At 40.7% G+C, this 25,478-nt stretch carries 19 protein-coding genes and 6 tRNA genes; 2 read left to right on the forward strand and 23 right to left on the reverse strand.

Annotated features, from left to right (window positions below; all coding sequences use genetic code 11):
• Window positions 1-33 precede the first annotated feature (33 nt).
• Entirely contained in the window at window positions 34-459 is a 426-nt protein-coding gene (locus ABIS04_RS13850) for a YqaA family protein (protein ID WP_137226379.1), read from the reverse strand.
• 567 nt (window positions 460-1,026) lie between these two features.
• On the opposite strand from ABIS04_RS13850, the gene ABIS04_RS13855 reads away from it, so the two are divergent.
• Window positions 1,027-2,277 (forward strand): dicarboxylate/amino acid:cation symporter, encoded by a 1,251-nt coding sequence (locus tag ABIS04_RS13855; protein WP_350431443.1) that lies wholly within the window; start codon window positions 1,027-1,029, stop codon window positions 2,275-2,277.
• A gap of 106 nt (window positions 2,278-2,383) precedes the next feature.
• Here ABIS04_RS13855 and ABIS04_RS13860 read toward each other — a convergent pair whose 3' ends face one another.
• From ABIS04_RS13860 to recA, 13 genes are all read right to left on the reverse strand, one after another.
• A complete protein-coding gene (locus tag ABIS04_RS13860; protein ID WP_371833643.1) occupies window positions 2,384-3,547 on the reverse strand; it encodes an alginate export family protein in 1,164 nt (387 codons plus the stop codon).
• An 881-nt stretch (window positions 3,548-4,428) separates the two neighbouring features.
• A complete protein-coding gene (locus ABIS04_RS13865) occupies window positions 4,429-5,559 on the reverse strand; it encodes a sodium ion-translocating decarboxylase subunit beta (protein WP_137226375.1) in 1,131 nt (376 codons plus the stop codon).
• A gap of 9 nt (window positions 5,560-5,568) precedes the next feature.
• The gene (oadA, locus tag ABIS04_RS13870) at window positions 5,569-7,341 is read right to left on the reverse strand and encodes a sodium-extruding oxaloacetate decarboxylase subunit alpha (protein WP_350431445.1); all 1,773 of its coding nucleotides are present in this window, start codon (window positions 7,339-7,341) and stop codon (window positions 5,569-5,571) included.
• Window positions 7,342-7,354: 13 nt separating this feature from the next.
• Window positions 7,355-7,603, reverse strand: a complete 249-nt coding sequence (locus ABIS04_RS13875; RefSeq protein WP_137226373.1) for an OadG family transporter subunit — start codon at window positions 7,601-7,603, stop codon at window positions 7,355-7,357.
• A gap of 635 nt (window positions 7,604-8,238) precedes the next feature.
• Window positions 8,239-8,315, reverse strand: a tRNA-Arg gene (locus tag ABIS04_RS13880).
• A gap of 79 nt (window positions 8,316-8,394) precedes the next feature.
• Window positions 8,395-8,486, reverse strand: a tRNA-Ser gene (locus ABIS04_RS13885).
• Window positions 8,487-8,494: 8 nt separating this feature from the next.
• Window positions 8,495-8,571: transfer RNA gene (locus ABIS04_RS13890), tRNA-Arg, on the reverse strand.
• Window positions 8,572-8,597: 26 nt separating this feature from the next.
• Window positions 8,598-8,674, reverse strand: a tRNA-Arg gene (locus tag ABIS04_RS13895).
• 27 nt (window positions 8,675-8,701) lie between these two features.
• A tRNA-Arg gene (locus ABIS04_RS13900) sits at window positions 8,702-8,778 on the reverse strand.
• A gap of 22 nt (window positions 8,779-8,800) precedes the next feature.
• A tRNA-Ser gene (locus tag ABIS04_RS13905) sits at window positions 8,801-8,892 on the reverse strand.
• A gap of 516 nt (window positions 8,893-9,408) precedes the next feature.
• Window positions 9,409-9,606, reverse strand: a complete 198-nt coding sequence (gene csrA / locus ABIS04_RS13910; protein WP_076496509.1) for a carbon storage regulator CsrA — start codon at window positions 9,604-9,606, stop codon at window positions 9,409-9,411.
• A 441-nt stretch (window positions 9,607-10,047) separates the two neighbouring features.
• A complete protein-coding gene (gene alaS / locus ABIS04_RS13915; protein ID WP_350431446.1) occupies window positions 10,048-12,672 on the reverse strand; it encodes an alanine--tRNA ligase in 2,625 nt (874 codons plus the stop codon).
• A 600-nt stretch (window positions 12,673-13,272) separates the two neighbouring features.
• Complete coding sequence (recA, locus tag ABIS04_RS13920) at window positions 13,273-14,334, reverse strand: recombinase RecA (RefSeq protein WP_140234835.1); 1,062 nt, start codon at window positions 14,332-14,334, stop codon at window positions 13,273-13,275.
• 283 nt (window positions 14,335-14,617) lie between these two features.
• Here recA and mutS point away from each other — a divergent pair, with 283 nt between their 5' ends.
• Window positions 14,618-17,200 (forward strand): DNA mismatch repair protein MutS, encoded by a 2,583-nt coding sequence (gene mutS, locus ABIS04_RS13925; RefSeq protein WP_350431447.1) that lies wholly within the window; start codon window positions 14,618-14,620, stop codon window positions 17,198-17,200.
• Between the two features lie 472 nt (window positions 17,201-17,672).
• Here mutS and rpoS read toward each other — a convergent pair whose 3' ends face one another.
• The 9 genes from rpoS to eno all read right to left on the reverse strand — a co-directional run bounded on the left by rpoS (window position 17,673) and on the right by eno (window position 25,261).
• A complete protein-coding gene (gene rpoS / locus ABIS04_RS13930; protein WP_137226369.1) occupies window positions 17,673-18,644 on the reverse strand; it encodes an RNA polymerase sigma factor RpoS in 972 nt (323 codons plus the stop codon).
• Between the two features lie 78 nt (window positions 18,645-18,722).
• A complete protein-coding gene (locus tag ABIS04_RS13935) occupies window positions 18,723-19,655 on the reverse strand; it encodes a peptidoglycan DD-metalloendopeptidase family protein (protein WP_371833604.1) in 933 nt (310 codons plus the stop codon).
• A gap of 116 nt (window positions 19,656-19,771) precedes the next feature.
• Window positions 19,772-20,407 carry a protein-L-isoaspartate(D-aspartate) O-methyltransferase gene (locus tag ABIS04_RS13940; protein WP_137227431.1) on the reverse strand — a complete coding sequence of 212 codons (636 nt, stop codon included), beginning with the start codon at window positions 20,405-20,407 and terminating at the stop codon, window positions 19,772-19,774.
• Entirely contained in the window at window positions 20,404-21,153 is a 750-nt protein-coding gene (surE, locus tag ABIS04_RS13945) for a 5'/3'-nucleotidase SurE (RefSeq protein ID WP_350431448.1), read from the reverse strand. Before surE ends, ABIS04_RS13940 begins: the two co-directional genes overlap by 4 nt.
• A gap of 3 nt (window positions 21,154-21,156) precedes the next feature.
• Window positions 21,157-22,230, reverse strand: a complete 1,074-nt coding sequence (gene truD / locus ABIS04_RS13950; RefSeq protein WP_350431449.1) for a tRNA pseudouridine(13) synthase TruD — start codon at window positions 22,228-22,230, stop codon at window positions 21,157-21,159.
• Window positions 22,231-22,257: 27 nt separating this feature from the next.
• Complete coding sequence (ispF, locus tag ABIS04_RS13955) at window positions 22,258-22,737, reverse strand: 2-C-methyl-D-erythritol 2,4-cyclodiphosphate synthase (RefSeq protein WP_350431450.1); 480 nt, start codon at window positions 22,735-22,737, stop codon at window positions 22,258-22,260.
• 61 nt (window positions 22,738-22,798) lie between these two features.
• Window positions 22,799-23,497, reverse strand: coding sequence for a 2-C-methyl-D-erythritol 4-phosphate cytidylyltransferase (gene ispD, locus ABIS04_RS13960; protein WP_350431451.1), 699 nt, complete (start codon window positions 23,495-23,497; stop codon window positions 22,799-22,801).
• Window positions 23,498-23,556: 59 nt separating this feature from the next.
• Window positions 23,557-23,859 (reverse strand): cell division protein FtsB, encoded by a 303-nt coding sequence (gene ftsB, locus ABIS04_RS13965; RefSeq protein ID WP_137226363.1) that lies wholly within the window; start codon window positions 23,857-23,859, stop codon window positions 23,557-23,559.
• 100 nt (window positions 23,860-23,959) lie between these two features.
• Window positions 23,960-25,261 carry a phosphopyruvate hydratase gene (gene eno, locus ABIS04_RS13970; RefSeq protein ID WP_137226361.1) on the reverse strand — a complete coding sequence of 434 codons (1,302 nt, stop codon included), beginning with the start codon at window positions 25,259-25,261 and terminating at the stop codon, window positions 23,960-23,962.
• Window positions 25,262-25,478 lie beyond the last annotated feature (217 nt).

Raw genomic sequence — 25,478 nt, forward strand, 5'->3', positions numbered from 1 at the left:
AAATATAATCACAGAAAAAATAACGGTATAAAGTTACTCAACAGTATAAAGAACTAAAAACACAATTACGCTGTAACGTAGTAACTTACCGAAAAACATAAAAAATGATGCTGGCACTATAGGAATTTTTAACCAACCAGCCAACAGACATAACAAATCACCGATGATGGGTAACCAAGATAGTAATAAAGCCCACATACCATATTTTTCAAGCCATGCCAGAGCATAACGATATTGCCGACTTTGGATATCTTGTGGACTTTTAGCAAGCCGTCCGGCTCGACCTAAACCATAACTTGTCATCGCGCCAAACGTATTACCAATACTGGCCAACATCAATAATTCGAACCATGACGATGGCGTTTGATTAAGTAATGCCACGAGTAACACTTCGGAACCACCCGGCAATAAGGTTGCAGCCAAAAACGCACCGCTAAACATTAACCATAAACTCGTCATTAATAGACCTTATTGCGCATTAATAGTTTCATTTCAGATTTTATCGCAGTTCTCGCCATGGATATTTACACAGAACATGGATCTAGCTGAACCTATCTTGCAGAATTTTGAACCCGCAAACCTCTAACGTTAACTCACTCATATCAACATAGCGACCCAAACGCTACACAGGCTATAACGGCAAAACATCCATGATTCACGTTTGCAGATTCAATTTAATAAATTGAACAATAGGCCTTAATAAGTTAATTATTAGTAATAAATTTAAAGTTATAATAACAAATTTGTTTATTCATATAAGTTATAACAAAATAACGTTGTTTGTCATTGGATCACTTCATACAATACAATTAATATTAATTAACCTTAGCGGGTTTATTAGCGCATTATTTAGCATCAGCATCTAGTTCGGTCTTAATATAAACTAAATAGTTCCACTACTAAACATCACCATAAGATGGTGTAGTTCTTGGTAATTCATCGCTCATTAGTGAACACAATGAGTCACGCACAACAACGTTACCTAATAAGATTAGTGACGTTACAATGACATAATTTGGAATTTTCATGATATTGCAAACGTTCAATCGTATCCCTTTTTGGCAGAAAGTCATTGCAGGTTTTGTATTGGGTACACTTACTGGGGTCGGATTAGGCGAGTCAGCCGTGATGTTAAAACCCCTTGGCGATCTGTTTATTAGCGCCATAAAAATGCTCGTTGCTCCTTTAGTATTTTGTGCCATTGTGGTCAGCATTACCTCCTTGGGTTCACAAGGTAATTTAAAACGCTTAAGCTTTAAAACCTTGGCCATGTTTATGTTTACTGGCACCATTGCGTCATTTATTGGCTTAACGGTCGGTAGCCTAATCGACATGGGCGGTAATTTAGCTTTAGCGACATCGGAAGTGCGTGAGCGTGATATTCCTGGATTTGCACAAGTATTACTTAACATGATCCCAGTCAATCCATTTGCCTCGTTGGCAGAAGGTAATGTACTGCAAATTATCGTGTTTGCAGCATTAATTGGTATCGCCATTAATGCTGTCGGCGAGAAAGCCACGCCGTTAAAGAACGTGATTGAAGCGGGTGCTGAAGTGATGTTTCAATTAACACGTATGGTATTAAAACTAACGCCTATTGGTGTATTTGGCTTAATGGCGTGGGTTGTTGGCGAATATGGCTTAAGTACATTATTACCATTAGGTAAGTTTATTATTGCGATTTATATTGCCGCGCTAATTCATATTATCTTTGTGTATGGCGGTTTAGTGAAATTTGCTGCAGGTCTTAGCCCAGTTCAGTTTTTCCGTAAAGCCTTACCAGCACAAGTTGTGGCCTTTAGTACCGCATCAAGCTTCGGTACTTTACCGGCCAGCACACGAAGTACCGAAGCGATGGGCGTGTCGAAGCGCTACAGTGCTTTTGTACTCCCATTAGGTGCGACCATGAATATGGATGGTTGTGGCGGCATTTACCCTGCCATTGCGGCGATCTTTATTGCGCAAATTTACGGTATTCCGCTTGATATGACCGACTACATGCTAATTGCGGTAACGGCCACAGTCGCTTCTGTAGGCACCGCAGGAGTGCCAGGTAGCGCGATGGTGATGTTAACCGTAACCTTAGGCGTAATAGGTTTACCGCTTGAAGGGATTGCCTTTATCGCCGCGATAGACCGTATTATTGATATGATCCGCACTGCAACTAATGTGACCGGAGACATGATGACTGCGGTGGTGATTGGTAAAAGCGAAGGTCAGCTTGATGTAGAACAATTTTACTCAAATGAAACACCGCAACAGCAAGTAGTGTCTTAGTTTTTATTACGCTTCTTATTGCAGTTCTATCGTCATACAAGATTAATGACAATAAAAAAACGAGTATCAACTGATACTCGTTTTTTGTTATATCATGCTAATAAAATTAGAACTTAGCGTTTGCCCATAACCATACTTTATCGGCATCAACTTTTCCTGCTCCAGCATCACCCGCTGAATAAGATGCGTATTTAACGCCTACGGTGTAATGCTTATCAATTGGTAAACTAAATACCGCATCAATTTCATCACCTAAATCGTTAACAGTGGCACTTGACTCATCTGCTTCAAAATCATGATAAACCAGCGCCCATTTACCACCAACCACACTGCCGCCAATTGACACATAAGTGTCAACTAAGCCTTGCTTTGGTGTTGCCAAAAATTGGTCTGCCCAACCATTAAACGCATGCAAAGTCGCTAACGGAGTTGAAAAACCATATTCGCCATCGTCAGAGCCCAATAGCTCGTAACCAAGCTTAACGGTCAAACCACTAAAGCCAACGCCCACTTCACCAAGCATATAATCTGTAGAGTAAGATGTTGTTTCTGTATCAGTATCTTGAGTTGCGTACTCTAACGTATAAAGTAGTTTAATTTTATCGATATCTTTAGCACCCGCAAAGCGAATACCATAGGTGTCGATACCATTGTCTATGTTGGTATCTTCTTCAAGTAAGTAGCTGTATGCGCTAAGTTTACCCAAACCGAAATTGTAAGATGCGTTAATAACGTGATCTTTTGAATCAATGTCTTTAACTTCTGCAAAAATACGGTTGCGCTTGTAGATGTAACCATAATCAACACTAAAATCGTTTATCGCATATTGCATGGTAACTGCATCGAATGTTTGGCGATCTTGACGCCAGCCAACATGGCCGATAAAACGTTGGTTATCGATGGCGATAACTTGACGCCCAGCTTTAGCAGTAAAACCATTACGCTTGTATTGTAAGAAAGCTTGATCTAATTCAGTTGTTTCAGGATCGGCTATCACTGAATAATCGGTGTTATTTCCGATAGCGTCGTTGTAATCATTTACCCCTGCCACACTGCGAGAATCTTCAAACTCAACTAATGCAGTTAATCCATAATACTCAGCCGTAGCAAAGGTTAAACGGGTGCGTAAGGTCAAAGCATCTGCGTCTTTTAACGGATTGTCTTGATCGACTGATTCATAACGTAAATTTAAGTTTACTTTTGCTGTACCTTGAGTGATTGCATCAGCAACTGTATTAACATTGGTGTCTGCGGCATTGGCGCTGCCCATGGCTAATAACAACGAACAAGTTAATGCTGATAAAGCCCATTTTTTGGTCACAGCAGAATTTTGGCAAGCCTTATCCGTAACTTGACTAGCAAGCAATTTATTATTCATCTTACATTCCTAATATTTATTTTAAGTTGAGTTATCAATCTGCTAAATATACGTAAAATATATGGCTAGCAAGTTAACTGGTCGTAACCTTAATAAGTTCACTGTTCAGTTTCCGTGACATATCTTGCATTTTACATACTTGTTTGACTAGATATTGATGGCAATTCAAAATTTGCGACTTTTGACCGTTAAAATTAACGGGCTGTCGAACTATTATTATTTTAGGGACATGTCTTGCTGATATAAAATTATGAATAAAAACGGCCGCTTACATACCTATAAAGAGGTATGCCAATAAGTTTCTGACTAAAAATTGGCTTCAGTACATATTACCTTTCGATTAATAATACTCAATATAATGGGCACACAAGTAAGCTAACAAACGAATAATCCAAGTGAATTATCGACATATTTCAAACTAGATTAGTATGTTTATTGAACAAAACAATTATTAACATTTTAATAATGTAATCGATTTTTTGTTTTTGATTTAAAGGTTAGCAGCCAAGTTCAAAAGTAACCCCGATGCTATTTCCCCATATCAATATAACTTTTAATACATACAGGTTTTATTATTTATCTTTGACAGCCATTAGATAAAGACTAATTCTAATAAGGGTCAATAATTCTTTCACAACTATAACGTCACAACCGCTCAGTATTAAAAATTAAGTACACCAACATAAATTAAACAGTTATATCTACTTTACTTATGGAATAAAAACAAAAAAGCCAATGCAATTGCATTGGCTTTTAAACTCAATCGTTAACGATTAACCTAAAACAGCCAACAACACACCAGCTGCAACCGCACTACCCAGCACACCAGCAACGTTGGGTCCCATTGCATGCATGAGTAAGAAGTTTTGGTTATTAGCCTCTAAACCTACCTTATTCACCACTCGAGCAGCCATTGGCACTGCAGAAACACCTGCTGCACCGATAAGTGGGTTAATTTTCCCACCAGAGAGCTTACTCATTAATTTGGCCATCAATACCCCTGAAGCAGTACCAATACTAAATGCAACCGCGCCAAGGATTAAAATACCCAAGGTTTCGATACGCAGAAATTGATCGGCGGATAACTTAGATCCAACAGCAAGACCTAAAAAGATAGTCACTATGTTGATTAACTCGTTTTGCGCCGTTTTCGATAAACGATCAACCACACCTGATTCACGCATCAAATTACCTAAACAGAACATACCAATTAATGGTGTTGCTGCGGGTAAAAACAAAATGGTTAAGCCAAGTACCATCAGTGGAAAGATAATTTTCTCTTTCTTACTGACTTCACGCAATTGTTCCATTTTAATTTCGCGTTCAGCTTTAGTGGTGAGCAGTTTCATTATAGGCGGCTGAATTAATGGCACTAGCGCCATATATGAATATGCAGCAACGGCAATCGCGCCTAGCAACTCTGGCGCCAACTTAGAGGCTAAGAAAATTGCCGTTGGACCATCTGCACCGCCAATGATGGCAATAGCAGCAGCATCTTGCATACTAAACTCAAATCCAGGTACAAGATTCAGCGCTATAGCACCAATTAAGGTAGAAAAAATACCAAATTGTGCCGCAGCCCCTAACAAAAGTGTTTTAGGGTTAGCAATTAGCGCCCCAAAATCAGTTAATGCACCTACCCCCATGAAGATGAGCAATGGGAACACCCCAGTTTCAATGCCGACATGATAAGCGTAATACAGCAAACCACCTTCATCGGTGAAACCTGCATTAGGAATGTTAGCTAATATGGCACCAAACCCAATAGGTAATAATAATAACGGCTCAAAACCTTTAATTATCGCTAGAAATAACAATAAACAACCAACAGCCATCATCAGCAGTTGGCCACCAGTAAAGTTAGCCACACCCGTTTCAGCCCAAAAAGCCAGTAATCCTTCCATTTCGACCTCTTATGCTAGTGATAACAATGTTGAACCTACAGTTACACTGTCACCCTGCTTAACCGCTAACTGAGTTACAACACCATCTTCTTGAGCACGAATTTCGGTTTCCATTTTCATCGCTTCCAAGATAATGATCACTTCACCAGTTTTAACCGCTTGACCATTATTAACTAACACTTTGAAAATATTTCCCGATAACGGTGCAGCCATAGTGCATTTAACTTCGCCAACAGGCGCTGAAGCCACAGGAGCCATGGCAACTGGTGCAGCTGAGACTGGCGCGATATGCCCTATTTCGCCACCTTCGCTCACTTCGACGACAAAATGTTGCCCCTCTACGTCAACGGTATACGTTTGTGGACCTTTATCGGCTTTCACTTGTAAATCATCTGCACTTGGGACAGGCTCAAACGCATCCGGGTTGCCACGATTTTTAAGAAATTTAAGACCAATTTGATTGAACAACGCATAAGTCATCACATCATCATCTGATTCAGCTGCTAGGCTAAAGCCCTGCTCTTTAGCTGTTTTTGTAAGTTCTACACGTAACTTATCAAGTTCTGGTGCAATCAAATCTGCTGGACGACAGGTAATAGGCTGTTCACCCTTTAGCACTCTGGCTTGCAACTCGACGTTAACTGGCGCCGGCGTCGCACCATATTCGCCTTTTAGAACGCCTTCAGTCTCTTTGGTCATCGACTTGTAACGTTCACCCATCAGCACGTTGATCACCGACTGTGAACCAACAATTTGCGAGGTAGGCGTAACTAAAGGTAAGAAGCCAAGATCTTCACGCACCCGAGGGATCTCTTCAAGCACGGCATCCATTTTGTCTGCTGCACCCTGCTCTTTTAATTGGTTTTCCATGTTAGTCAACATACCGCCAGGTACCTGAGCACGCAAAATACGTGAATCGATACCTTTAAGTGCACCTTCGAAACGGACATACTTTTTACGTACTTCACGAAAATAAGCGGCTATCTCTTCTAACAACACCATATCGTAACCGGTTGCTCTGTCAGTATCTTCAACCATTGCCACTAAGGTTTCTGTGGCACTGTGCCCATAGGTTTGGCTCATTGAAGATATTGCAGTGTCAAGCACATCAACCCCAGCTTCAATGGCTTTTTGGTATGTAGCAGTGCTTAAACCCGTTGTCGCATGACAATGCATCGATACCATTAAATCAGTTTGTGATTTTAGGCGACTGATTAACTCATAGGCTTGCATCGGTTTAAGTAAACCCGCCATATCTTTAATACATAATGAATCGGCGCCCATGTCTTCTAAACGCTTTGCCATGTCGACCCAAGTATCAATCGTATGAATAGGGCTAGTAGTGAACGAAATCGTCCCTTGCGCATGTCCGCCAACGTTTTTAACTGCTTTAACTGCGGTTTCAAGGTTACGTACATCATTCATTGCATCAAAAATACGGAATACATCTACGCCATTGGTGTGAGCACGTTCAACGAATCGTGTAACAACATCGTCTGCATAATGACGATAGCCTAATAAATTTTGCCCTCGCAGTAACATTTGCTGCGGTGTATTAGGCATGACTTTTTTTAGTTCACGAATGCGGTCCCAAGGATCCTCACCAAGATAACGAATACAAGAGTCAAACGTTGCTCCCCCCCATGACTCAAGTGACCAAAACCCCACTTTGTCTAATAACGGCGCGATAGGTAGCATATCGTCGAGGCGTAAACGTGTTGCCAGTATTGATTGGTGTGCGTCACGCAGGACGACATCGGTTAGTGCTAATGGCTTGCTCATAATGACTCCAAATTTATTTCGCGCGGTATTGATGTATCGCAGAGGTGATTGCGGCAACTAGCTTAGGATTTAAAGCTACCTGTGCCGGTGCTCTGGGTATTGCTGTTGCAGGCGCAGCTGTAGCTGCCGCTATAGGCGCAGGGAAAAGCTTAGCAACAATACCAATACCGATGATCAACATACTTAAAAAGATAAACACTAAGCCCATGCCCATTATCATAATGCCCAGCGCATCGGATAACTGCTCAGATATTGATGTCATGTGTCCTCACTTTTTTGTCAAACAGTTAAATTAAGATAAGTTGGTTTAGGCGCGCTAAATCGGTGCAAGAATTAATATTTATCAATTCACCATACCTATTTGACTTACCTATTAAACAAGCGCTAATTCAGCAAGCATAAATATTCAACTCAAGCTTTATTTAATTCAGGTTTTTATGAGCTGAATCCCCCCACTTGCGGGACATCAGCTCAAAATCTTGTCACAAAATATAAACAATATACCACAATAATGCTATCTTTTTGTAAATTGGTCTTACCAAGTGACATGCACAAAGACAGTGCAACTATACAATCAGTAAAAATAAAGCCGGTAAAATGAAGATCCCATAACTAAGTAGCATTTTCTGATAGCTAAATAATAAATTCATCATCAATAAGCATGAAACAACATCACTTACCGCTAAACAGACGCAAACATATACATAAGTATTCTCAATCAAACAAACACAATGAATAAAGATGTAATAACAAAAGGCGGCTAAGTCAGATCCACAACGATATGACTAAGAAGCATCTAATGATGAAGATAATTTGAGGGGGTAAGTGTCAACTTATTTCAGGACGGGACAAATTAACATAAAAAAAGCCCTGCATAAATGCAGGGCTTTTTTATTATGGTGCGCGTGGGAGGAGTCGAACCTCCGACCGCCTGGTTCGTAGCCAGGTACTCTATCCAGCTGAGCTACACGCGCAAAATCGGTACAACATATCATTCAAAGGCATTGCTATAGTTAGTACGATAAAAAAATACCAACATTACATATGAATGAATGGCGGAGAAGGAGGGATTCGAACCCTCGATGGGATTTAAAGCCCATACTCCCTTAGCAGGGGAGCGCCTTCGGCCACTCGGCCACCTCTCCGCAATAAATGGTGCGCGTGGGAGGAGTCGAACCTCCGACCGCCTGGTTCGTAGCCAGGTACTCTATCCAGCTGAGCTACACGCGCATAAATTGGGTTTAGTGAAATATGAATGGTGCGCGTGGGAGGAGTCGAACCTCCGACCGCCTGGTTCGTAGCCAGGTACTCTATCCAGCTGAGCTACACGCGCATTCAAATTTAACACTTTGATAGATAATGGTGCGGATGGGAGGAGTCGAACCTCCGACCGCCTGGTTCGTAGCCAGGTACTCTATCCAGCTGAGCTACATCCGCATCGTATATCTATTGTAAGAAATGGCGGAGAAGGAGGGATTCGAACCCTCGATGGGATTTAAAGCCCATACTCCCTTAGCAGGGGAGCGCCTTCGGCCACTCGGCCACCTCTCCGTTTCTTGGCGCACATATTACTGTTTGACGAAAATAAGTCAAACCCTTTTTAGGAAACCTAACTTCATTTGGAGTGTTTTTAAGCACATTGGAGATAATAGCCTCAAATAGTCATGAAAACTGCATTACTTTTTATAACTATTCACATCATCACCATCAATATCAGCTTCATTAAGTCACTCGTGATTGTGGCAAGTTTACCTTTTTACTAAATTGCATCTTTCAGGGCATTATTGAACTTACCATGTTGTTTTTACAAAATCCCTATTCCACAAACATTAATAAATAATGGCTGGGTTTGTATTGATTGTATTGTACTAATGCATATAAAAAGTCAAATAATGCGACATAAGCCTTGAATCGAGAATAATCAAAATAATTTGAATGCTAGGCTGGTAAAAAAACCTGTTAATCACTGAAATTTCACATTTATTAATACATAAAAGTGGTATTGAACAAACAAAAAAGTCAGCAAATGCTGACTTTAATTATATCGACGACACAATCTGCCGAATATTAGAAATTACCATCTTCAGAAGGTGTTCCAGACTTCTCAGATTGAATACGTTGGTAGATCTCTTCACGATGAACAGAAACTTCCTTAGGCGCGTTAACACCGATACGTACCTGATTACCTTTTACACCTAGAACAGTAACGGTGACTTCATCACCAATCATTAATGTTTCGCCTACACGACGAGTCAAAATTAGCATTCTATTGCTCCTTTAGTTCAATCTGCATAACACGCTTTGTCCGTAATATGCGTTCATTATAAGGTCTGCTTTACATAAAATAATAGTATCTATTTCTAAATACGTCGGTTTATAAAGCACCATCTATTCGAAAATCGTAAATTTGACGATAAATCATCTATTGATACGCAATAAGTAACAAATTAATCACACTTGCTAATCACCACGCAGTTAAATAAATCAATACAGTAAAAACAATAACCAAAATAACTAGAATAAAATCAATAATGATTTGTGTCCAAAGACTTATCGAAAATCATCACCTAACAATACCTATAAACGCTTTTACTGTTCGCGAGTGAGTTCACTATGCCAAATCTACTGTTGGCACTCAAGTTATAAAGTTGAATATCATAGACTTTATAACTTAAGCACCAATATAAGCCCTAATTTACCGACTTATTAGCTTAAACGCTCACGGATCCAAGGTTCAACTGAGGCCAAGGCTGTTTTAAGGTTCTCAGGCTGAGAGCCACCGGCTTGAGCCATATCAGGACGTCCACCACCTTTGCCGCCTACTTGCTGGGCGACCATGGCAACAAGCTCACCAGCTTTGACTCGTTTGGTTAAGTCATTGCTCACACCTGCTATTAAGTTTACTTTACCGTCTTTGGCAGTACCAAGCACAATAATGGCAGACTTAAGTTTTTGCTTTAACTCATCTTGTAGGCCACGTAAAGAGCCTGGGTCTATGCCATCAAGCATCTTAACCAGCACCTTAACACCATTGATATCAACAGCATCACCCGCCATATCGGCACTAGCCGCAGCGGCTAACTTATCTTTTAACTGAGACAAATCTTTTTCTAGTTGTTTCACTTTATCTAACTGAGCTTTTAATTTACTGATAACAGAAGCACTGTCTGATTTCAGCAACTGTGCAGCTTCGTCTAACACAGCTTGTTGCTCGGCAATATAAGCCATAGCAGCAATACCCGTAACCGCTTCAATACGACGCACTCCTGCAGCAATACCGCCCTCAGAAGTGATTTTAAATAAACCAATATCACCAGTGCGGCCCACATGCGTACCGCCACACAGTTCGATTGAAAAATCGCCCATGGTAACAACGCGTACCTGGTCATCGTATTTTTCACCAAACAATGCCATTGCGCCTTTTTCTTTGGCTTCATCAATGGCCATTTCAGCAGTAAAAAGTTCATGATTACGACGGATCTGTGTGTTAACTAAATCTTCTACCGCTTTCAACTCAGAAGGTTTAACCGCTTCAAAATGAGAGAAGTCAAAACGTAAACGTTCTGGGTTAACTAACGAACCTTTTTGAGTGACATGAGAACCCAGTATTTGGCGCAATGCAGCATGCAATAAGTGAGTCACAGAATGATTTAACTGAGTACGGTGACGTAACTTTTTATCCACTTGTGCAGTTAACTGCAGGCCAACAACCAATTGCCCTTGAGTTAACTTTCCTTCGTGGCCTATTGCAGGGCCAAATTTTTGAGTATCCATAACAGTAAATTCTACGCCAACTGCCGTTAGTTGACCTTTATCACCTACCTGTCCACCAGACTCTGCGTAAAACGGGGTGCTATCTAATACAACAACGGCATCTTGCCCAGCACCCACTGTATCAACTGATTTACCGTCAACATATAAAGCAATAACATTCGACTGCCCAGTTAACTCGGTATAACCACTAAATGATGTTTCAGCATCAATAATTAAATGATTGTTATAATCTGCACCAAAGTTACCTGCGGCTTGTGCACGACTTCTTTGTTCAGCCATTGCAACTTCAAAGCCTGCTTCGTCAACATTAATGTCACGTTCACGACACACATCAGCAGTTAAATCGACTGGAAAACCATAGGTGTCATAAAGTTTAAATACAGTGTCACCGTCTAAAGTATTACCTTGTAGAGAATTCAGTGCACCATCTAAAATCACTAAACCACGCTCAAGAGTACGAGCAAATTGTTCTTCTTCCGCTTTTAAGGCTTTTTCAACAATGGCTTGAGTTTGTGTTAAACCATTGGCTGCATCGCCCATTACACTGATTAGCGTAGGAACAAGCTTATAGAAAAACGCATCAGTAGCACCCAACTTATTACCATGACGCACAGCACGACGAATAATACGACGTAACACATAACCGCGGCCTTCATTTGATGGCATCACACCATCAGCAATTAAGAATGCACAAGAACGGATATGATCAGCAATGACGCGTAATGATTTGTTCTCTAAATCTGAAACGCCAATAATTTCGGCTGTTTTAGCAATCAACTGCTTAAAGATATCAATTTCGTAGTTTGAATGTACGCCCTGCATAATGGCAGCTATACGTTCAATGCCCATGCCTGTATCGACAGAAGGCTTAGGTAATGGCAACATTTCACCGTCTGCTTGACGGTTATACTGCATAAATACGATGTTCCAAATTTCAATAAAACGATCGCCGTCTTCTTCAGGAGTACCAGGGCGGCCACCCCAAATATGATCGCCATGATCATAGAAAATTTCACTACAAGGACCACAAGGACCGGTATCACCCATCTGCCAGAAGTTATCTGACGCAAATGGAGCTCCTTTATTGTCGCCAATACGAATCATATTTTCAGGGGCTACACCAATTTTTTGAGTCCAAAGGTCATACGCTTCGTCATCTGTTTCATAAATGGTGACACATAAACGCTCTTTTGGTAGCTTGAGTGTTTCGGTTAAAAAGGTCCATGCGAAACGAATCGCATCTTCTTTAAAGTAATCGCCAAAACTGAAGTTACCTAACATTTCAAAAAAAGTATGGTGACGAGCGGTATAGCCTACATTATCAAGATCGTTATGTTTACCACCAGCACGCACACAACGTTGAGATGTGGTCGCTCGTGTATAACTGCGCTTATCCATTCCGAGGAACACGTCTTTAAACTGGTTCATACCCGCATTGGTAAATAACAGTGTTGGGTCATTGGTGGGAACGAGCGAGCTGCTATCAACAACCTGATGTCCGTTATCTTCAAAGTACTTTAAAAAAGCGCTTCTTAATTCTGCTGTAGTCTGAAACATTAATTGGCCCTGAATATAGAAAATACAAAAGTAACGAGCTTGACAAGCAAGCCTGTAAATGTAGGCATTATATACTGAATTTGGCGAAAGAAGCGAGATGAGTGAATCGATTATAATAGCAGTAAAAAATGATACCTTGTGTGCCTATAGGGGAATGAATGGTTGTATGGCGTGTTAAATACAACAGTATAAACAAGAGGGACAAGCGTTAAATATCGAATACAAATAAACAGGATGATCATTTTTTTACCCTAGGGTAAAGGCTTATTGATTGGTCTTCCAGGAACATCATTGAGCAAATATATTATTTGACCAAAACAAGAGTTTTACTCAACTTAACGCGACCGCTAAAATCACAATGTTAATTAACTATTGTTGCGTTACGACCTAAAGACCCAAACACCACGGGCTTAATTGATAAAACGTTTAAATGTAATAAAACATATCACCTAAAAAAATCAAATTAACAATAACCTAGAACCGACTAGATTTATTGCTCATCAATGCCTTTTGATTTTTTATTAAACATAGAGAGGTTTTCTTGATGGGAATATTCGCGGCGCGCAAGATGCGCTACCGCGATAGATTTTGCGGACTAACTTAGAAAACTTCGCCAGTTTCGAGATCAACATTCTCGTCGCTGTCAGTGCTTGAGCCTAATGAGCCTGGAGCAGCTAATAGCATAGCACGCAAAGTGGTGTCGATTTCATTGGCAATAGCTGGATTTTCAGTCAGGAATTTACCTGCATTTGCACGGCCTTGACCAATTTTTTCACCTTTGTAGCTATACCAAGCACCTGCTTTATCAACAAGCTTATGTGCAACGCCTAAGTCAACCAACTCGCCGGTACGATTAATACCTAATCCATAAAGAATTTGGAATTCAGCTTGCTTAAATGGTGCTGCAATTTTATTTTTAACGACTTTTACGCGGGTTTCGTTACCGATAACTTCATCACCGTTTTTAATGGCACCGATACGACGAATATCTAAACGAACAGAAGCGTAAAACTTCAGTGCGTTACCACCAGTAGTTGTTTCTGGACTACCAAACATCACACCAATTTTCATACGAATTTGGTTAATAAAAATAAGCAAAGTATTTGATTGCTTAAGGTTACCAGCAAGTTTGCGCATTGCTTGGCTCATCATACGAGCAGCAAGGCCCATATGTGAATCACCAATTTCACCTTCAATTTCGGCTTTTGGCGTTAATGCAGCAACAGAATCGACAACAATAACATCTACAGCACCAGAACGGGTTAATGCGTCACAAATTTCTAATGCTTGCTCGCCAGTGTCTGGCTGCGAACAAAGTAGGTTATCAATATCTACGCCTAGCTTTTTTGCATAAATAGGGTCAAGTGCATGCTCTGCATCAATAAACGCACAGGTTTTACCTTCGCGTTGTGCTGCAGCAATCACTTCAAGTGTTAATGTTGTTTTACCTGATGATTCAGGGCCATAGATCTCAACAATACGTCCTAATGGTAAACCACCAGCACCTAGGGCGACATCCAATGAAAGTGAACCTGTAGAGATAGTTTCAACATCCATTGTGCGATCTTCGCCCAATTTCATAATTGAGCCTTTACCAAATTGCTTTTCAATTTGACTTAACACGGCGGCAAGTGCTTTCTCTTTATTTGGATCAACCTTCATTATAAAACCCTCTTAAGGCATTCAATACGTTTAGTAAAATGCTATTTGTACTTAGGTGGAATGGTGTGGACCATTTCATTATGTTCATCAGTATACTGTATAGTCATACAGTATCAAGTGCTGATCGTAATTTTTTTCAATCCTTTGAAAATTGCCTTTTTACATCAATATATTATCTTCGTAGATTTTTATATGAATCTATTTATACCCAGAGGACAAATATTGTTAAGATTAGCCTCATAAGATTTACGACTTAAAAACGATTAATAGTGAAGTGTTCATAATGACAGTGATTGATACCAGCGATTTAGAAAAACACACCCCGATGATGCGTCAGTATTTGGGCTTAAAAGCCGCCCATCCTGATATGTTATTATTTTACCGTATGGGTGATTTTTATGAGCTATTTTACGATGATGCTAAACGAGCATCTGAAATGCTGGGTATTTCGCTTACTGCTCGCGGGAAAAGCGGCGGCGATCCTATTCCTATGGCAGGCATTCCCTATCATGCAGTCGAAGGCTATTTAGCAAAATTAGTTAACATTGGTCAGTCAGTGGCCATTTGCGAACAAATTGGCGACCCAGCCACATCAAAAGGCCCAGTTGAACGCCAAGTGGTGCGTATTGTGACTCCTGGCACCTTAACAGACGAAGCCCTATTGCAAGAAAAACAAGACAATTTACTGGCGGCGCTTTATCAAGGTAAAAACGGTTTTGGTTACGCAACCCTAGATATTTCATCAGGCCGTTTTGTGGTTGCAGAATTACCCACTCGTGAAGCATTAGAAGCCGAATTACAACGCACTAATCCTGCAGAATTACTTTACAGTGAAGATTTTACTGACATGTTATTAATCAATAATATGAAAGGGATCCGCCGCCGTCCAGAGTGGGAGTTTGATTACGATACTTGTGTTAATTTACTATTGAGTCAATTTGGTACCAAAGACTTACATGGTTTTGGGATTACAGATGCCCGCTTGGCGCTGCAAGCTGCTGGTTGCTTAATGCAGTATGTAAAAGATACTCAAAAGATGGCGTTGCCGCATATCAACTCGATTGTGCGTTTTAATCAATCGGAATCCATTATTTTAGATGCCGCGACGCGACGTAATTTAGAGTTAACTAAAAACTTGTCCGGCGGACGAGAAAATACCCTCTCGTGGGTATTAGATAATACCGCAACCCCTATGGGCAGCCGTATGTTGCAGCGCTGGATCCACGAGCCACTTCGCAATAGACAAACAATTCAATATCGCCATAATGCCGTCAATGAACTCATTGAACTCGACCTATATCAAACGTTACATGAACAACTAAAAAGCTTAGGTGATATTGAACGTATTATGGCTCGTTTAGCACTACGCAGTGCCAGACCTCGCGACTTTTCACGTTTAAAACAAGCGTTAACACTTCTGCCAGAAATTCAACAAACATTAGCTACATGTCAACAACCTAGATTGAGCGCATTAGTGCAATTATTAGGTGATTTCCCAGAACAGCACGATTTATTAACGCGCGCTATTGTAGATAATCCTCCTGTGTTAATTCGTGATGGTGGGGTTATCCGTACTGGCTATAATAATGAATTAGATGAATGGCGTAAGCTGAGCGAAGGCGCGAGTGATTATTTAGTTGAACTTGAAGCCCGCGAGAAACAGCAAACTGGAATTAACACCTTAAAAGTGGGTTATAACCGAGTTCATGGATATTATATTGAAGTTAGTCGTTTACAAGCTGACAGAGTGCCTCTGAGCTATCAACGCCGGCAAACACTGAAAGGGACAGAGCGTTATATCACCCCAGAATTAAAACAATACGAAGAAAAAGTACTCTCAAGCCAAGGCAAAGCCCTCGCACTTGAAAAACAGCTGTGGGAACAGCTATTTGACTTATTGCTGCCAAAATTACAAGAGTTACAACAGTTTGCTAGCGCCGCTGCAGAGCTAGATATACTCAGTAATTTTGCAGAGCGAGCAGAAACCTTTAATTACCAACGCCCACAAATGACTGACGATATTGGTATTCATATTGACGCAGGTCGTCATCCTGTGGTTGAAAGGGTCAGTCAAGCGGCTTTTATTGCAAACCCTGTTGCGTTAACACCGCAACGTCAAATGCTTATTGTCACCGGTCCCAATATGGGCGGTAAATCGACCTATATGCGTCAGGTAGCACTCATTACATTAATGGCACACATTGGTTGTTTTGTTCCCGCGGATTCAGCCAAAATTGGCGAAGTTGATCGGATATTCACCCGTATTGGTGCCTCAGATGATCTAGCATCGGGTCGCTCAACCTTCATGGTTGAAATGACTGAAACCGCAAACATTTTACATAATGCGACCGCAAACAGTTTAGTGTTGATGGATGAAATCGGTCGCGGAACCTCGACTTACGATGGTTTAGCCCTCGCGTGGTCTGCTGCAGAATATTTAGCAAAAAATGTGAGTGCGTTAACGTTATTTGCCACTCACTATTTCGAACTAACCCAACTGCCCGAACTGTTACCATCAGTGATTAACGTCCACTTAGATGCAATAGAACACGACGACACGATTGCCTTTATGCATTCAGTGCAAGAAGGTGCGGCAAGTAAAAGCTATGGGTTACAAGTTGCGGCACTTGCAGGTGTTCCAGCTCAAGTGATTAAAGCAGCAAAACAAAAACTGCATCAACTTGAAAACCGCGATATGAGTTTATCGCAGCAAAATCCGACCCAAGTCAGTATGAACTTATTACCGCCAATACCAGAGCCTTCAGCTGCATTGGGAAAGCTAGCACAAATTAATCCTGACGATTTAACCCCTAAACAAGCATTAGATTATTTATATGAATTGAAGCGCTTAAATAGCCAAAGCTAATCAATACCAAAGCTTGGTATAACTCGGAATAATAGGTCTGTGGAAGTCTGACAAGACTTCCACACCAACATTGTATTTATCGAAAAAGGTATTACATGCACAATGAGAGTTAGAATGACACAACAATAGGCTTAAAATAATAGGCAAATGTAAATAGCGAGGAGATGCTAGAAAGGAGTGAATAGACGTTTTGAATCCGCGTTAAGCATATTTAACCACATGGTAAATGTGCAAATAGCATATGGGGAAATACATTTTATTTATCAACAAATTAACTTTAACCCTACATCGTTTAAGTTCACAACGATTAACGGGATAAACCTAAAAACATGAGTCAGAATTGTTACCGCCCATATAGGTTATTAACCCGACTATCGACTATCACCTTAAATTGTATTTATTCAGATTCCCTATCAAATAACTTTCGATGGTCATCTTTCATTTAATACCCAAAGTAAGTATTAACTATTTATTAATCTCTAAAAAGTGCCTCAACAGACAGACCTTGCGTACCAAGTAAATCTTTTAAGCGTTTTAGCGCTTCAACTTGAATTTGACGAACTCGTTCACGTGTAAGACCAATTTCTGCCCCCACATGTTCTAATGTTGAAGGTTCGTATCCAAGTAAACCAAAACGTCTTGCCAACACTTCACGTTGTTTGGTATTCAGTTCATTTAACCAGCCAACGATTGATTTAGATAAATCTTCATTTTGTACACGATGGTCAGGACCGACCGAATCATCAGCGGCAATGACATCTAATAATGCCTTTTCACTGTCGCCAGCTAATGGTGAATCTACCGAGGTAATTCTTTCGTTTAATTTTAACATACGACTGACATCACCGGTCGAGACATCTAATTTTTCGGCAATTTCTTCAGCGGTAGGCTCATGATCTAATTTTTGGGCAAGTTGCCTTGCTGTGCGTAAATACACATTCAATTCTTTTACTACATGAATAGGAAGACGGATTGTGCGAGTCTGATTCATAATCGCGCGTTCAATAGTTTGTCTAATCCACCACGTAGCATAAGTCGAAAAACGAAATCCACGTTCAGGATCAAATTTTTCCACGGCTCTAATTAGGCCCAAATTGCCTTCTTCAATAAGATCTAGCAGTGCTAAACCACGATTGTTATATCTGCGGGATATTTTAACAACAAGACGGAGATTACTTTCTATCATACGGTTGCGAGATTTTGCGCAGCCTTTGAGGGATTTACGTGAAAAAAACACTTCTTCTTCTGCCGTAAGCAGTGGGGAAAAACCAATTTCACCTAAATATAATTGGGTGGCGTCAAGATTTTTTTGAAGGTCGTCTTGGACTTTTTCTTCAATGTCGAGTTGTTGTACCAAATCGCCTTTTTTGGTTGCAACCTCTTGTGGTTGTTTAGCTAGATCGACAAGTTGTTCTGCTGAAGCAGTACTATTTTTGCGGCTCATAATTGCTCTCCCAAACCTAATTTTATGTATGTAATCTACTTCACTTGCTTATCCTCCGCTATTTATGTTGCTAAACTATTATTGTTTAGGTAGATATCTTAATGGGTTGACAGACTTTCCATGGTAACGCACTTCAAAATGAAGCATCACTTGGCTTGTCCCTGTACTGCCCATTGTTGCAACTGTTTGCCCTGCACTAACATATTGCTTTTCTTTAACCATTATCTTGTCCGTATGAGCATAAGCACTTAAAAAATCATCATTATGTTTGATAATCACTAAGTTGCCATAACCTCGTAGTGCATTACCTGCATAAACAACTCTTCCATCAGCTGCGGCTTTAATAATATCTCCGCGATTGCCAGCAATCTTAATCCCTTGATTGCCTTGTTCTGATGCCGAAAAATATTTAATTATTCGGCCTCTAACTGGCCAGTGCCATTGGTGAACTTGCTGCGGCAAGTTTTCGATAGGACTACTCGAACCTTGGTTAATATTTTGTTGGGTAGTTGTTACAGAATACGCAGGCTTTACTTTGTGATCAAGATCTTTTTTCGTTTCGGCTGGAACCACTGCAACTATGGGCTTTGAGAGAATTATAGGCTTGATTGTTTTAGATTCCGGACGGTTTCCACTCGAAATATAGGGTTGAGAGACCGCGCTAGTTTGTACCGAATTAACATTAGCCTTAGGTTTACGAACTGCGGTCGACGAATGCTTTTTTGGGGCAGTTAACGTCAGTGTCTGCCCTGGATAGATAGTGTAAGGAGCCGCTAAATGATTCAAATGAGCTAGTTCTACAAAATTACGGCTGGCGCCCCATGCTATTGAATAAAGAGTGTCACCTTTCTTTACTTTGTATTTATTGGTTTTTAATGACCCTTTATGATAACGAGGGTTATAATTTTTCGACGATAAACTGTCAACCGGCGCTGGATGATCCGCTTGAAAGCTGCATCCCGAAAGCAAAATAGCTAAAACACAAACGTTCGGCCAACCGGTATTCATCAAACAAAGTCCTTAAGGGGAGAAATACATGATTGTTATGCTAAAACGAACTTATTTCCAACGAGCTTATTTCAAAAGAAATTATGATTAATTTATTAAGGCTCATCTTATCGTGATAACTATGCTAAACCGCCATTAATAAGAGGTACAAACTTTACCGCCTCAACAATCTCTGATTGGAATGATTGTCCAATACGGGTTATTTTGAGCAGTTGTTGAGTATCTTCACCCACAGGAATAATTAATACCCCATGGTCAGATAACTGTTCAAGCAATGCTTGAGGTACCGTAGCCGCTGCGGCCGTCACCATAATGCCATCAAACGGTCCTCGATTTGGCCACCCTTGCCAACCATCACCATATTTGAATGCTACGTTATGTAAATCTAGACGCTTTAGCCTTTGCCTAGCTTGTATTTGTAATGCTTTGATACGTTCAATAGTACATAACTCTGGAATTAACGATGCCAAAATGGCAGCTTGATAACCAGAACCAGTACCAATTTCTAGCACCTTCTGAGGATTGTGCTGCATCAACAACTCCGTCATTCTAGCCACAATATAAGGTTGTGAAATAGTCTGACCTTGGCCTATCGGTAATGCCGTATTTTCATAGGCTTTATGCGCTAATGCACCATCGAGAAATAATTCTCGTGGTATTGTTGCAACCGCATGCAATACCGCAGGATGTATGATCCCTGCATCAGACAATTTTTTCGCTAAATTATTTGCTGATGTTGAAGCTACCCGTGTCATATTTTTATTATCCAATCGGCTAATCCGTCAAGTTGATTGTATGCCGTTAAATCAACAGTTAGCGGTGTTATTGACACATAACCGGCTGCTACAGCACCAAAATCAGTCCCTTCACCCGCATCTTGCTCAGTGCCAACAGGCCCAAGCCAGTATATATCTTTACCCGCTGGATCTTGGGTTTTTATCATACCTTCGGCTTTATGCCGGCCGCCTAAACGTGTCACTTTAATGCCTTTAATTTGCGATAAAGGCAAGTCTGGAACATTAACATTTAAAATTTGGTCACGACTAATAGGGTGAGCCAACAATCCTTTTACAATTTTGGCAGCAAAGATGGCTGCGGTATCATAATGAATTAATGACTTTCCAGCCAGTGATACTGCAATAGCAGGCAAACCTAAAAAACGTCCTTCCATTGCAGCAGCGACAGTACCTGAGTACAGGGTATCATCGCCCATATTAGCCCCTGCATTAATACCAGAAACCACAATATCAGGCTCAGTTTGACACAGTTCCCGAATCGCGAGATGGACACAATCGGTAGGAGTCCCGCTTACAGAAATATAACCATTATCTAAGTTATTAATTCTTAATGGATTAGTCAAGGTTAATGAGTTACTTGCTCCAGAGCAATTACGATCTGGGGCAACGGTTAGTATCTGCGCAAACTCACTGAGTACGTTACTTAACGTAATAATTCCTGGAGCGTTCACGCCATCATCATTACTGACTAAAATATTCATCATCGATTAAGACTCTTGTTTTGTTTGTGCTTGTTGATCTGCAACCATGACTTTTCGTTGTAACTCTTGAACATCTTGATAATCAGCCAGTTCGCGAAGTACTGACGTTGCATAACTTCCCGCAGGCAAAACAAATTCAAGCGTGAGCGTATCAGCGTCAAACTGCCACTTAATGCCTTGAGGCTCAAGTAATAATGGGCGTCGCTCTTGTGACAAGCCCGCCTCTTCAAGTCCCTGTAAGTCAATTGACAAATCAGCTAATGGCGTCATTTCTACAGTTAGTGCTTCATCTTGAGCTAAGGGTGTTCCCCTGCCCCACAATGGCGCTGATAGTTGAATATCTTTTTCTGCTAAACGCGCATTGAGAACATCATCCCATGCTTGAACAGTAAAATAGCTTTTACTGCCGGCTAACATGACACAATCACCCGCTAATGTTTGGGCTTGATGAGTCGCTAAGCGATAGGAAACCACTTGATTAAATATGTTAGAACGCACAGCTGATAAATACATGCTGCGTTTATTGCGATCTTTTACATTACGACCGCCGCTAAGCATTTGTCGCCCTAACAGCAAGTTTTTACCGTCATGACCAAAACGTTGCTCACCAAAGTAATTAGGCACACCCATTTTGGCAATTTGTTGTAAACGCGCTTCAACATCAGCGACTTCGGTAATATTACGTAATGTCAGCACAAACCGATTGCCAAGCAAAGCGCCTATACGCAATTTTTTACTGTGGCGACCGCTCGACAAAATCGTTAATTTATCATCATTAAGCTGCGTCCACTCTGGTGTTTCTTTACCAGGAATACGCACCCCAAACCATTGTTCAGTGATGGCGTTTTTGTCTTTCTGGCCAGCAAAGGTCACTTCTTTTGGATGAACTTTAGCAAACTTAGCCAATATTTCAGCAACATAAACGGTATTCATGCCATTTTTGCGCACGTGCAGCATATGATGTTCGCCTTCGCCCGTCGGCGTAAAAGGCAAAATTTCTTTAACAATAAAATCACTGTTATGAGTGCGTAAATCGGCCTGGCTTATTGGTTTACCAAATAGGTAATGTAATTCTTTCATGCGACAGAATTCTCTATAATTTGTAGGTTATTGGCTTTTCATTAATACAACAGCTTCAACAGCGATGCCTTCTTTGCGCCCTGTAAAACCCAGCTTCTCGGTAGTGGTCGCTTTAACATTAATCTTGTCTATGTCGGTCTGTAAATCAACACTTAAGCATTGACGCATAGCCTCAATATGTGGCGCCATTTTAGGTGCCTGAGCAATAATGGTGACATCTAAGTTACCTAATACAAACTGCTTTTGCAGTGCAAGTTGATAACAGTGCTTTAATAATACCCGACTATCTGCACCGGCAAAATTAACATCAGTATCAGGGAAGTGTTTGCCTATATCACCTAACGCCATCGCCCCTAATATCGCATCACTAATGGCATGCAGTACCACATCACCGTCAGAATGGGCAATCAGTCCACTTTCATAAGGGACAGTAACACCACCTAAAACCAGTGGGCTATCACCGCCAAATTTATGTACATCAAAACCATGACCGATACGAATATTCATTTAAAAACCTTATCTTAACTTGCTTTGAACTGATATTAACGAGTGTGACTATTTCAGTTAACTATTGTTGTGACATAAACAGAGCGGCTAATTGTAAATCATCAGGGTGAGTCACTTTGATATTATCCATTCGGCCATTAACCAATCCTGGCATAACCCCGGCCCACTCCATGGCACTGGCTTCATCAGTAATAGGAACCTGCGCGGCTAATGCCGCCGATAAGTGGTGACGTAAAACAGAAACAGGGAAAAGCTGTGGAGTTAATGCATGCCATAATAACGCGCGATCGACTGTATGAATAATATTACCGTTAGTGTCACTTCGCTTCATGGTGTCGCGAACCGGTGCGGCGAGAATGGCGCCTTGGGGATGAAGATTTACTGATTCAATCAACTTAGTAATATCTTGGTGAGTAACACAAGGCCTTGCAGCGTCGTGCACCAAAGCCCAAGCTTCAGGGTTTATAGACTCAACATAATCTAATGCGGCTAATACAGAATCGGCACGTTCACCACCACCAAAAACGGTTGTCAGCTTTGAGTGGTGAGACTGTGGTAACTGACTGAAATAGTTATCTTGTGGGTTTAATGCTACAACGACTTGGTCTATTTCAGCATGCGACAATAATGAGTCTAATGTATGGGCGAGAATGCATTGCTGTCCAAGCATCAAATATTGCTTAGGCATATTGGCTCCCATACGACTCCCCACGCCTGCAGCAGGAACAATAGCAATGATAGAACGAGGATTGTTTAGCATATATGCAATACCAAGATTGAAAATAATATGATTAAGTAGTATCTAGGATGCCACATAGACTAACGATTTAATTGGTTCAGATCACGTAATTCACTGCCTACGACTCGATAAAACGTTTCGCCTTCTTTTACCATACCTAACTCGTTGCGGGCACGTTCTTCAATGGCTGCAGTGCCACTTTTTAAATCAATAATCTCTTCTTTAAGGATTTGATTTCGAGCAACAAGCTTGTCATTACTTTGTTCTTGCGCTGCTATTTGGGTTTGCAGCACGACATATTCTGAAAAATTGTTGTCACCCTTCCATAGTCGGTACTGTAAAAGTGATAATAAACAAATCAATAAAAATATTAGTCGTTTCATAATATTAAGTTATGTCGAAGTAACCCCTAGAAAATATGTTCATTATAGTACAACAAAAAAGGCCACCTAGTGGTGGCCTTTTTAAGCTAAAGCAAAAATATTATCCTTGGCCTTTCACTTCTTTAAGACCGTTGTATGGTGCTTTTGAACCTAGCGCTTCTTCTATACGAAGCAATTGGTTATATTTCGCAACACGGTCACTACGGCTTAGTGAACCTGTTTTGATTTGACCTGCCGCTGTACCAACAGCTAAATCGGCAATCGTTGAATCTTCTGTCTCGCCACTACGATGAGAAATAACAACCGTAAAGCCTGCATCTTTAGCCATTTTAATTGCCGCCAATGTTTCGGTTAAGGTACCGATTTGGTTGAATTTAATTAAAATAGAGTTAGCAATGCCGTTGTCGATACCACGTTTAAGAATCTTAGTATTTGTTACGAATAGATCGTCACCCACTAATTGGATTTTATCACCCATTAATTTAGTTTGGTGAGCAAAACCATCCCAGTCAGACTCGTCAAGACCATCTTCGATAGAAACGATTGGGTAGCGTTGAGTAAGACCTTGTAAGAAGAAGTTAAATTCTTCAGAAGTGAATTTTTTACCTTCACCTTTAAGATCGTAGATGTTGGCTTCTTTGTCGTAAAACTCAGAAGCAGCACAATCCATCGCTAACGTGATGTCTTTACCTAGCTCGTAACCTGCATTGGCTACAGCAACTTTAATTGCAGCTAGTGCAGCTTCGTTAGATGCTAGGTTTGGAGCAAAACCACCTTCATCACCTACCGCAGTTGAATGACCGTCAGCTTTAAGCACTTTAGCAAGGCTGTGGAATACTTCCGCCCCCATACGTAGACCTTCACGAAAAGTCTTTGCGCCGACAGGTTGGATCATAAACTCTTGAATATCAACACTGTTATCAGCATGCTCGCCACCATTGATGATGTTCATCATTGGAAGAGGCATAGAGTAAACACCTGGTGTACCGTTTAGATCAGCAATGTGAGCATATAAAGGTACGTGCTTAGCAGCAGCGGCGGCTTTTGCGATAGCAAGAGAAACAGCAAGAATAGCGTTAGCGCCAAATTTTGCTTTGTTTTCGGTACCGTCTAAGTCAATCATGATTTGGTCAAGTTCAGCTTGAGCCAAAGCATCTTTACCTTTAATCGCTTCAGCAATTGGGCCATTTACAGCAGCAACAGCTTTTAATACACCTTTACCTAAGTAACGTGCTTTGTCGCCGTCACGAAGTTCTAATGCTTCGCGACTACCAGTTGATGCTCCAGATGGTGCAGCAGCCATACCAATAAAACCGCCTTCCAAATGTACTTCTGCTTCAACGGTTGGGTTACCACGCGAATCCATAATCTCGCGACCAATCACTTTAATAATGTTAGCCATAATATCCTCGTACTGTGTAAGTAAATTAAAAGTTTTAAATAAAAGTTAAAAGCCAATACCAATAAAACCGCTTAAACAACAAATATTGTCGATTTATTGGTATTAAACTTTCAGTTTAGTAATTTTATTCTATTGTAAGGTAGAGTAGATCGAATTGGTCTTTGCTTCAACTTAGTTTTAACCGCAATGAGACATCGTAATAGCGATTATTTGATTT

Source organism: Shewanella sp. H8, from assembly GCF_040285065.1.
In the GTDB taxonomy this organism is placed as follows: domain Bacteria; phylum Pseudomonadota; class Gammaproteobacteria; order Enterobacterales; family Shewanellaceae; genus Shewanella; species Shewanella polaris.

Bases quoted from the DNA above. Each gene is read 5' to 3' on its own strand.
- mutS (WP_350431447.1), top strand. From the start codon at position 14,618: ATGACAGTGATTGATACCAGCGATTTAGAAAAACACACCCCGATGATG.
- csrA (WP_076496509.1), bottom strand. From the start codon at position 9,606: ATGCTAATTTTGACTCGTCGTGTAGGCGAAACATTAATGATTGGTGAT.
- ispF (WP_350431450.1), bottom strand. From the start codon at position 22,737: ATGAATATTCGTATCGGTCATGGTTTTGATGTACATAAATTTGGCGGT.
- ABIS04_RS13865 (WP_137226375.1), bottom strand. From the start codon at position 5,559: ATGGAAGGATTACTGGCTTTTTGGGCTGAAACGGGTGTGGCTAACTTT.
- ABIS04_RS13860 (WP_371833643.1), bottom strand. From the start codon at position 3,547: ATGGGCAGCGCCAATGCCGCAGACACCAATGTTAATACAGTTGCTGAT.
- recA (WP_140234835.1), bottom strand. From the start codon at position 14,334: ATGAAGGTTGATCCAAATAAAGAGAAAGCACTTGCCGCCGTGTTAAGT.
- ABIS04_RS13875 (WP_137226373.1), bottom strand. From the start codon at position 7,603: ATGACATCAATATCTGAGCAGTTATCCGATGCGCTGGGCATTATGATA.
- ispD (WP_350431451.1), bottom strand. From the start codon at position 23,497: ATGCTAAACAATCCTCGTTCTATCATTGCTATTGTTCCTGCTGCAGGC.
- oadA (WP_350431445.1), bottom strand. From the start codon at position 7,341: ATGAGCAAGCCATTAGCACTAACCGATGTCGTCCTGCGTGACGCACAC.
- rpoS (WP_137226369.1), bottom strand. From the start codon at position 18,644: ATGAGCCGCAAAAATAGTACTGCTTCAGCAGAACAACTTGTCGATCTA.
- surE (WP_350431448.1), bottom strand. From the start codon at position 21,153: ATGATGAATATTTTAGTCAGTAATGATGATGGCGTGAACGCTCCAGGA.
- ABIS04_RS13850 (WP_137226379.1), bottom strand. From the start codon at position 459: ATGACGAGTTTATGGTTAATGTTTAGCGGTGCGTTTTTGGCTGCAACC.
- eno (WP_137226361.1), bottom strand. From the start codon at position 25,261: ATGGCTAACATTATTAAAGTGATTGGTCGCGAGATTATGGATTCGCGT.
- ftsB (WP_137226363.1), bottom strand. From the start codon at position 23,859: ATGAAACGACTAATATTTTTATTGATTTGTTTATTATCACTTTTACAG.
- ABIS04_RS13940 (WP_137227431.1), bottom strand. From the start codon at position 20,407: ATGACACGGGTAGCTTCAACATCAGCAAATAATTTAGCGAAAAAATTG.
- ABIS04_RS13855 (WP_350431443.1), top strand. From the start codon at position 1,027: ATGATATTGCAAACGTTCAATCGTATCCCTTTTTGGCAGAAAGTCATT.
- truD (WP_350431449.1), bottom strand. From the start codon at position 22,230: ATGAAAGAATTACATTACCTATTTGGTAAACCAATAAGCCAGGCCGAT.
- alaS (WP_350431446.1), bottom strand. From the start codon at position 12,672: ATGTTTCAGACTACAGCAGAATTAAGAAGCGCTTTTTTAAAGTACTTT.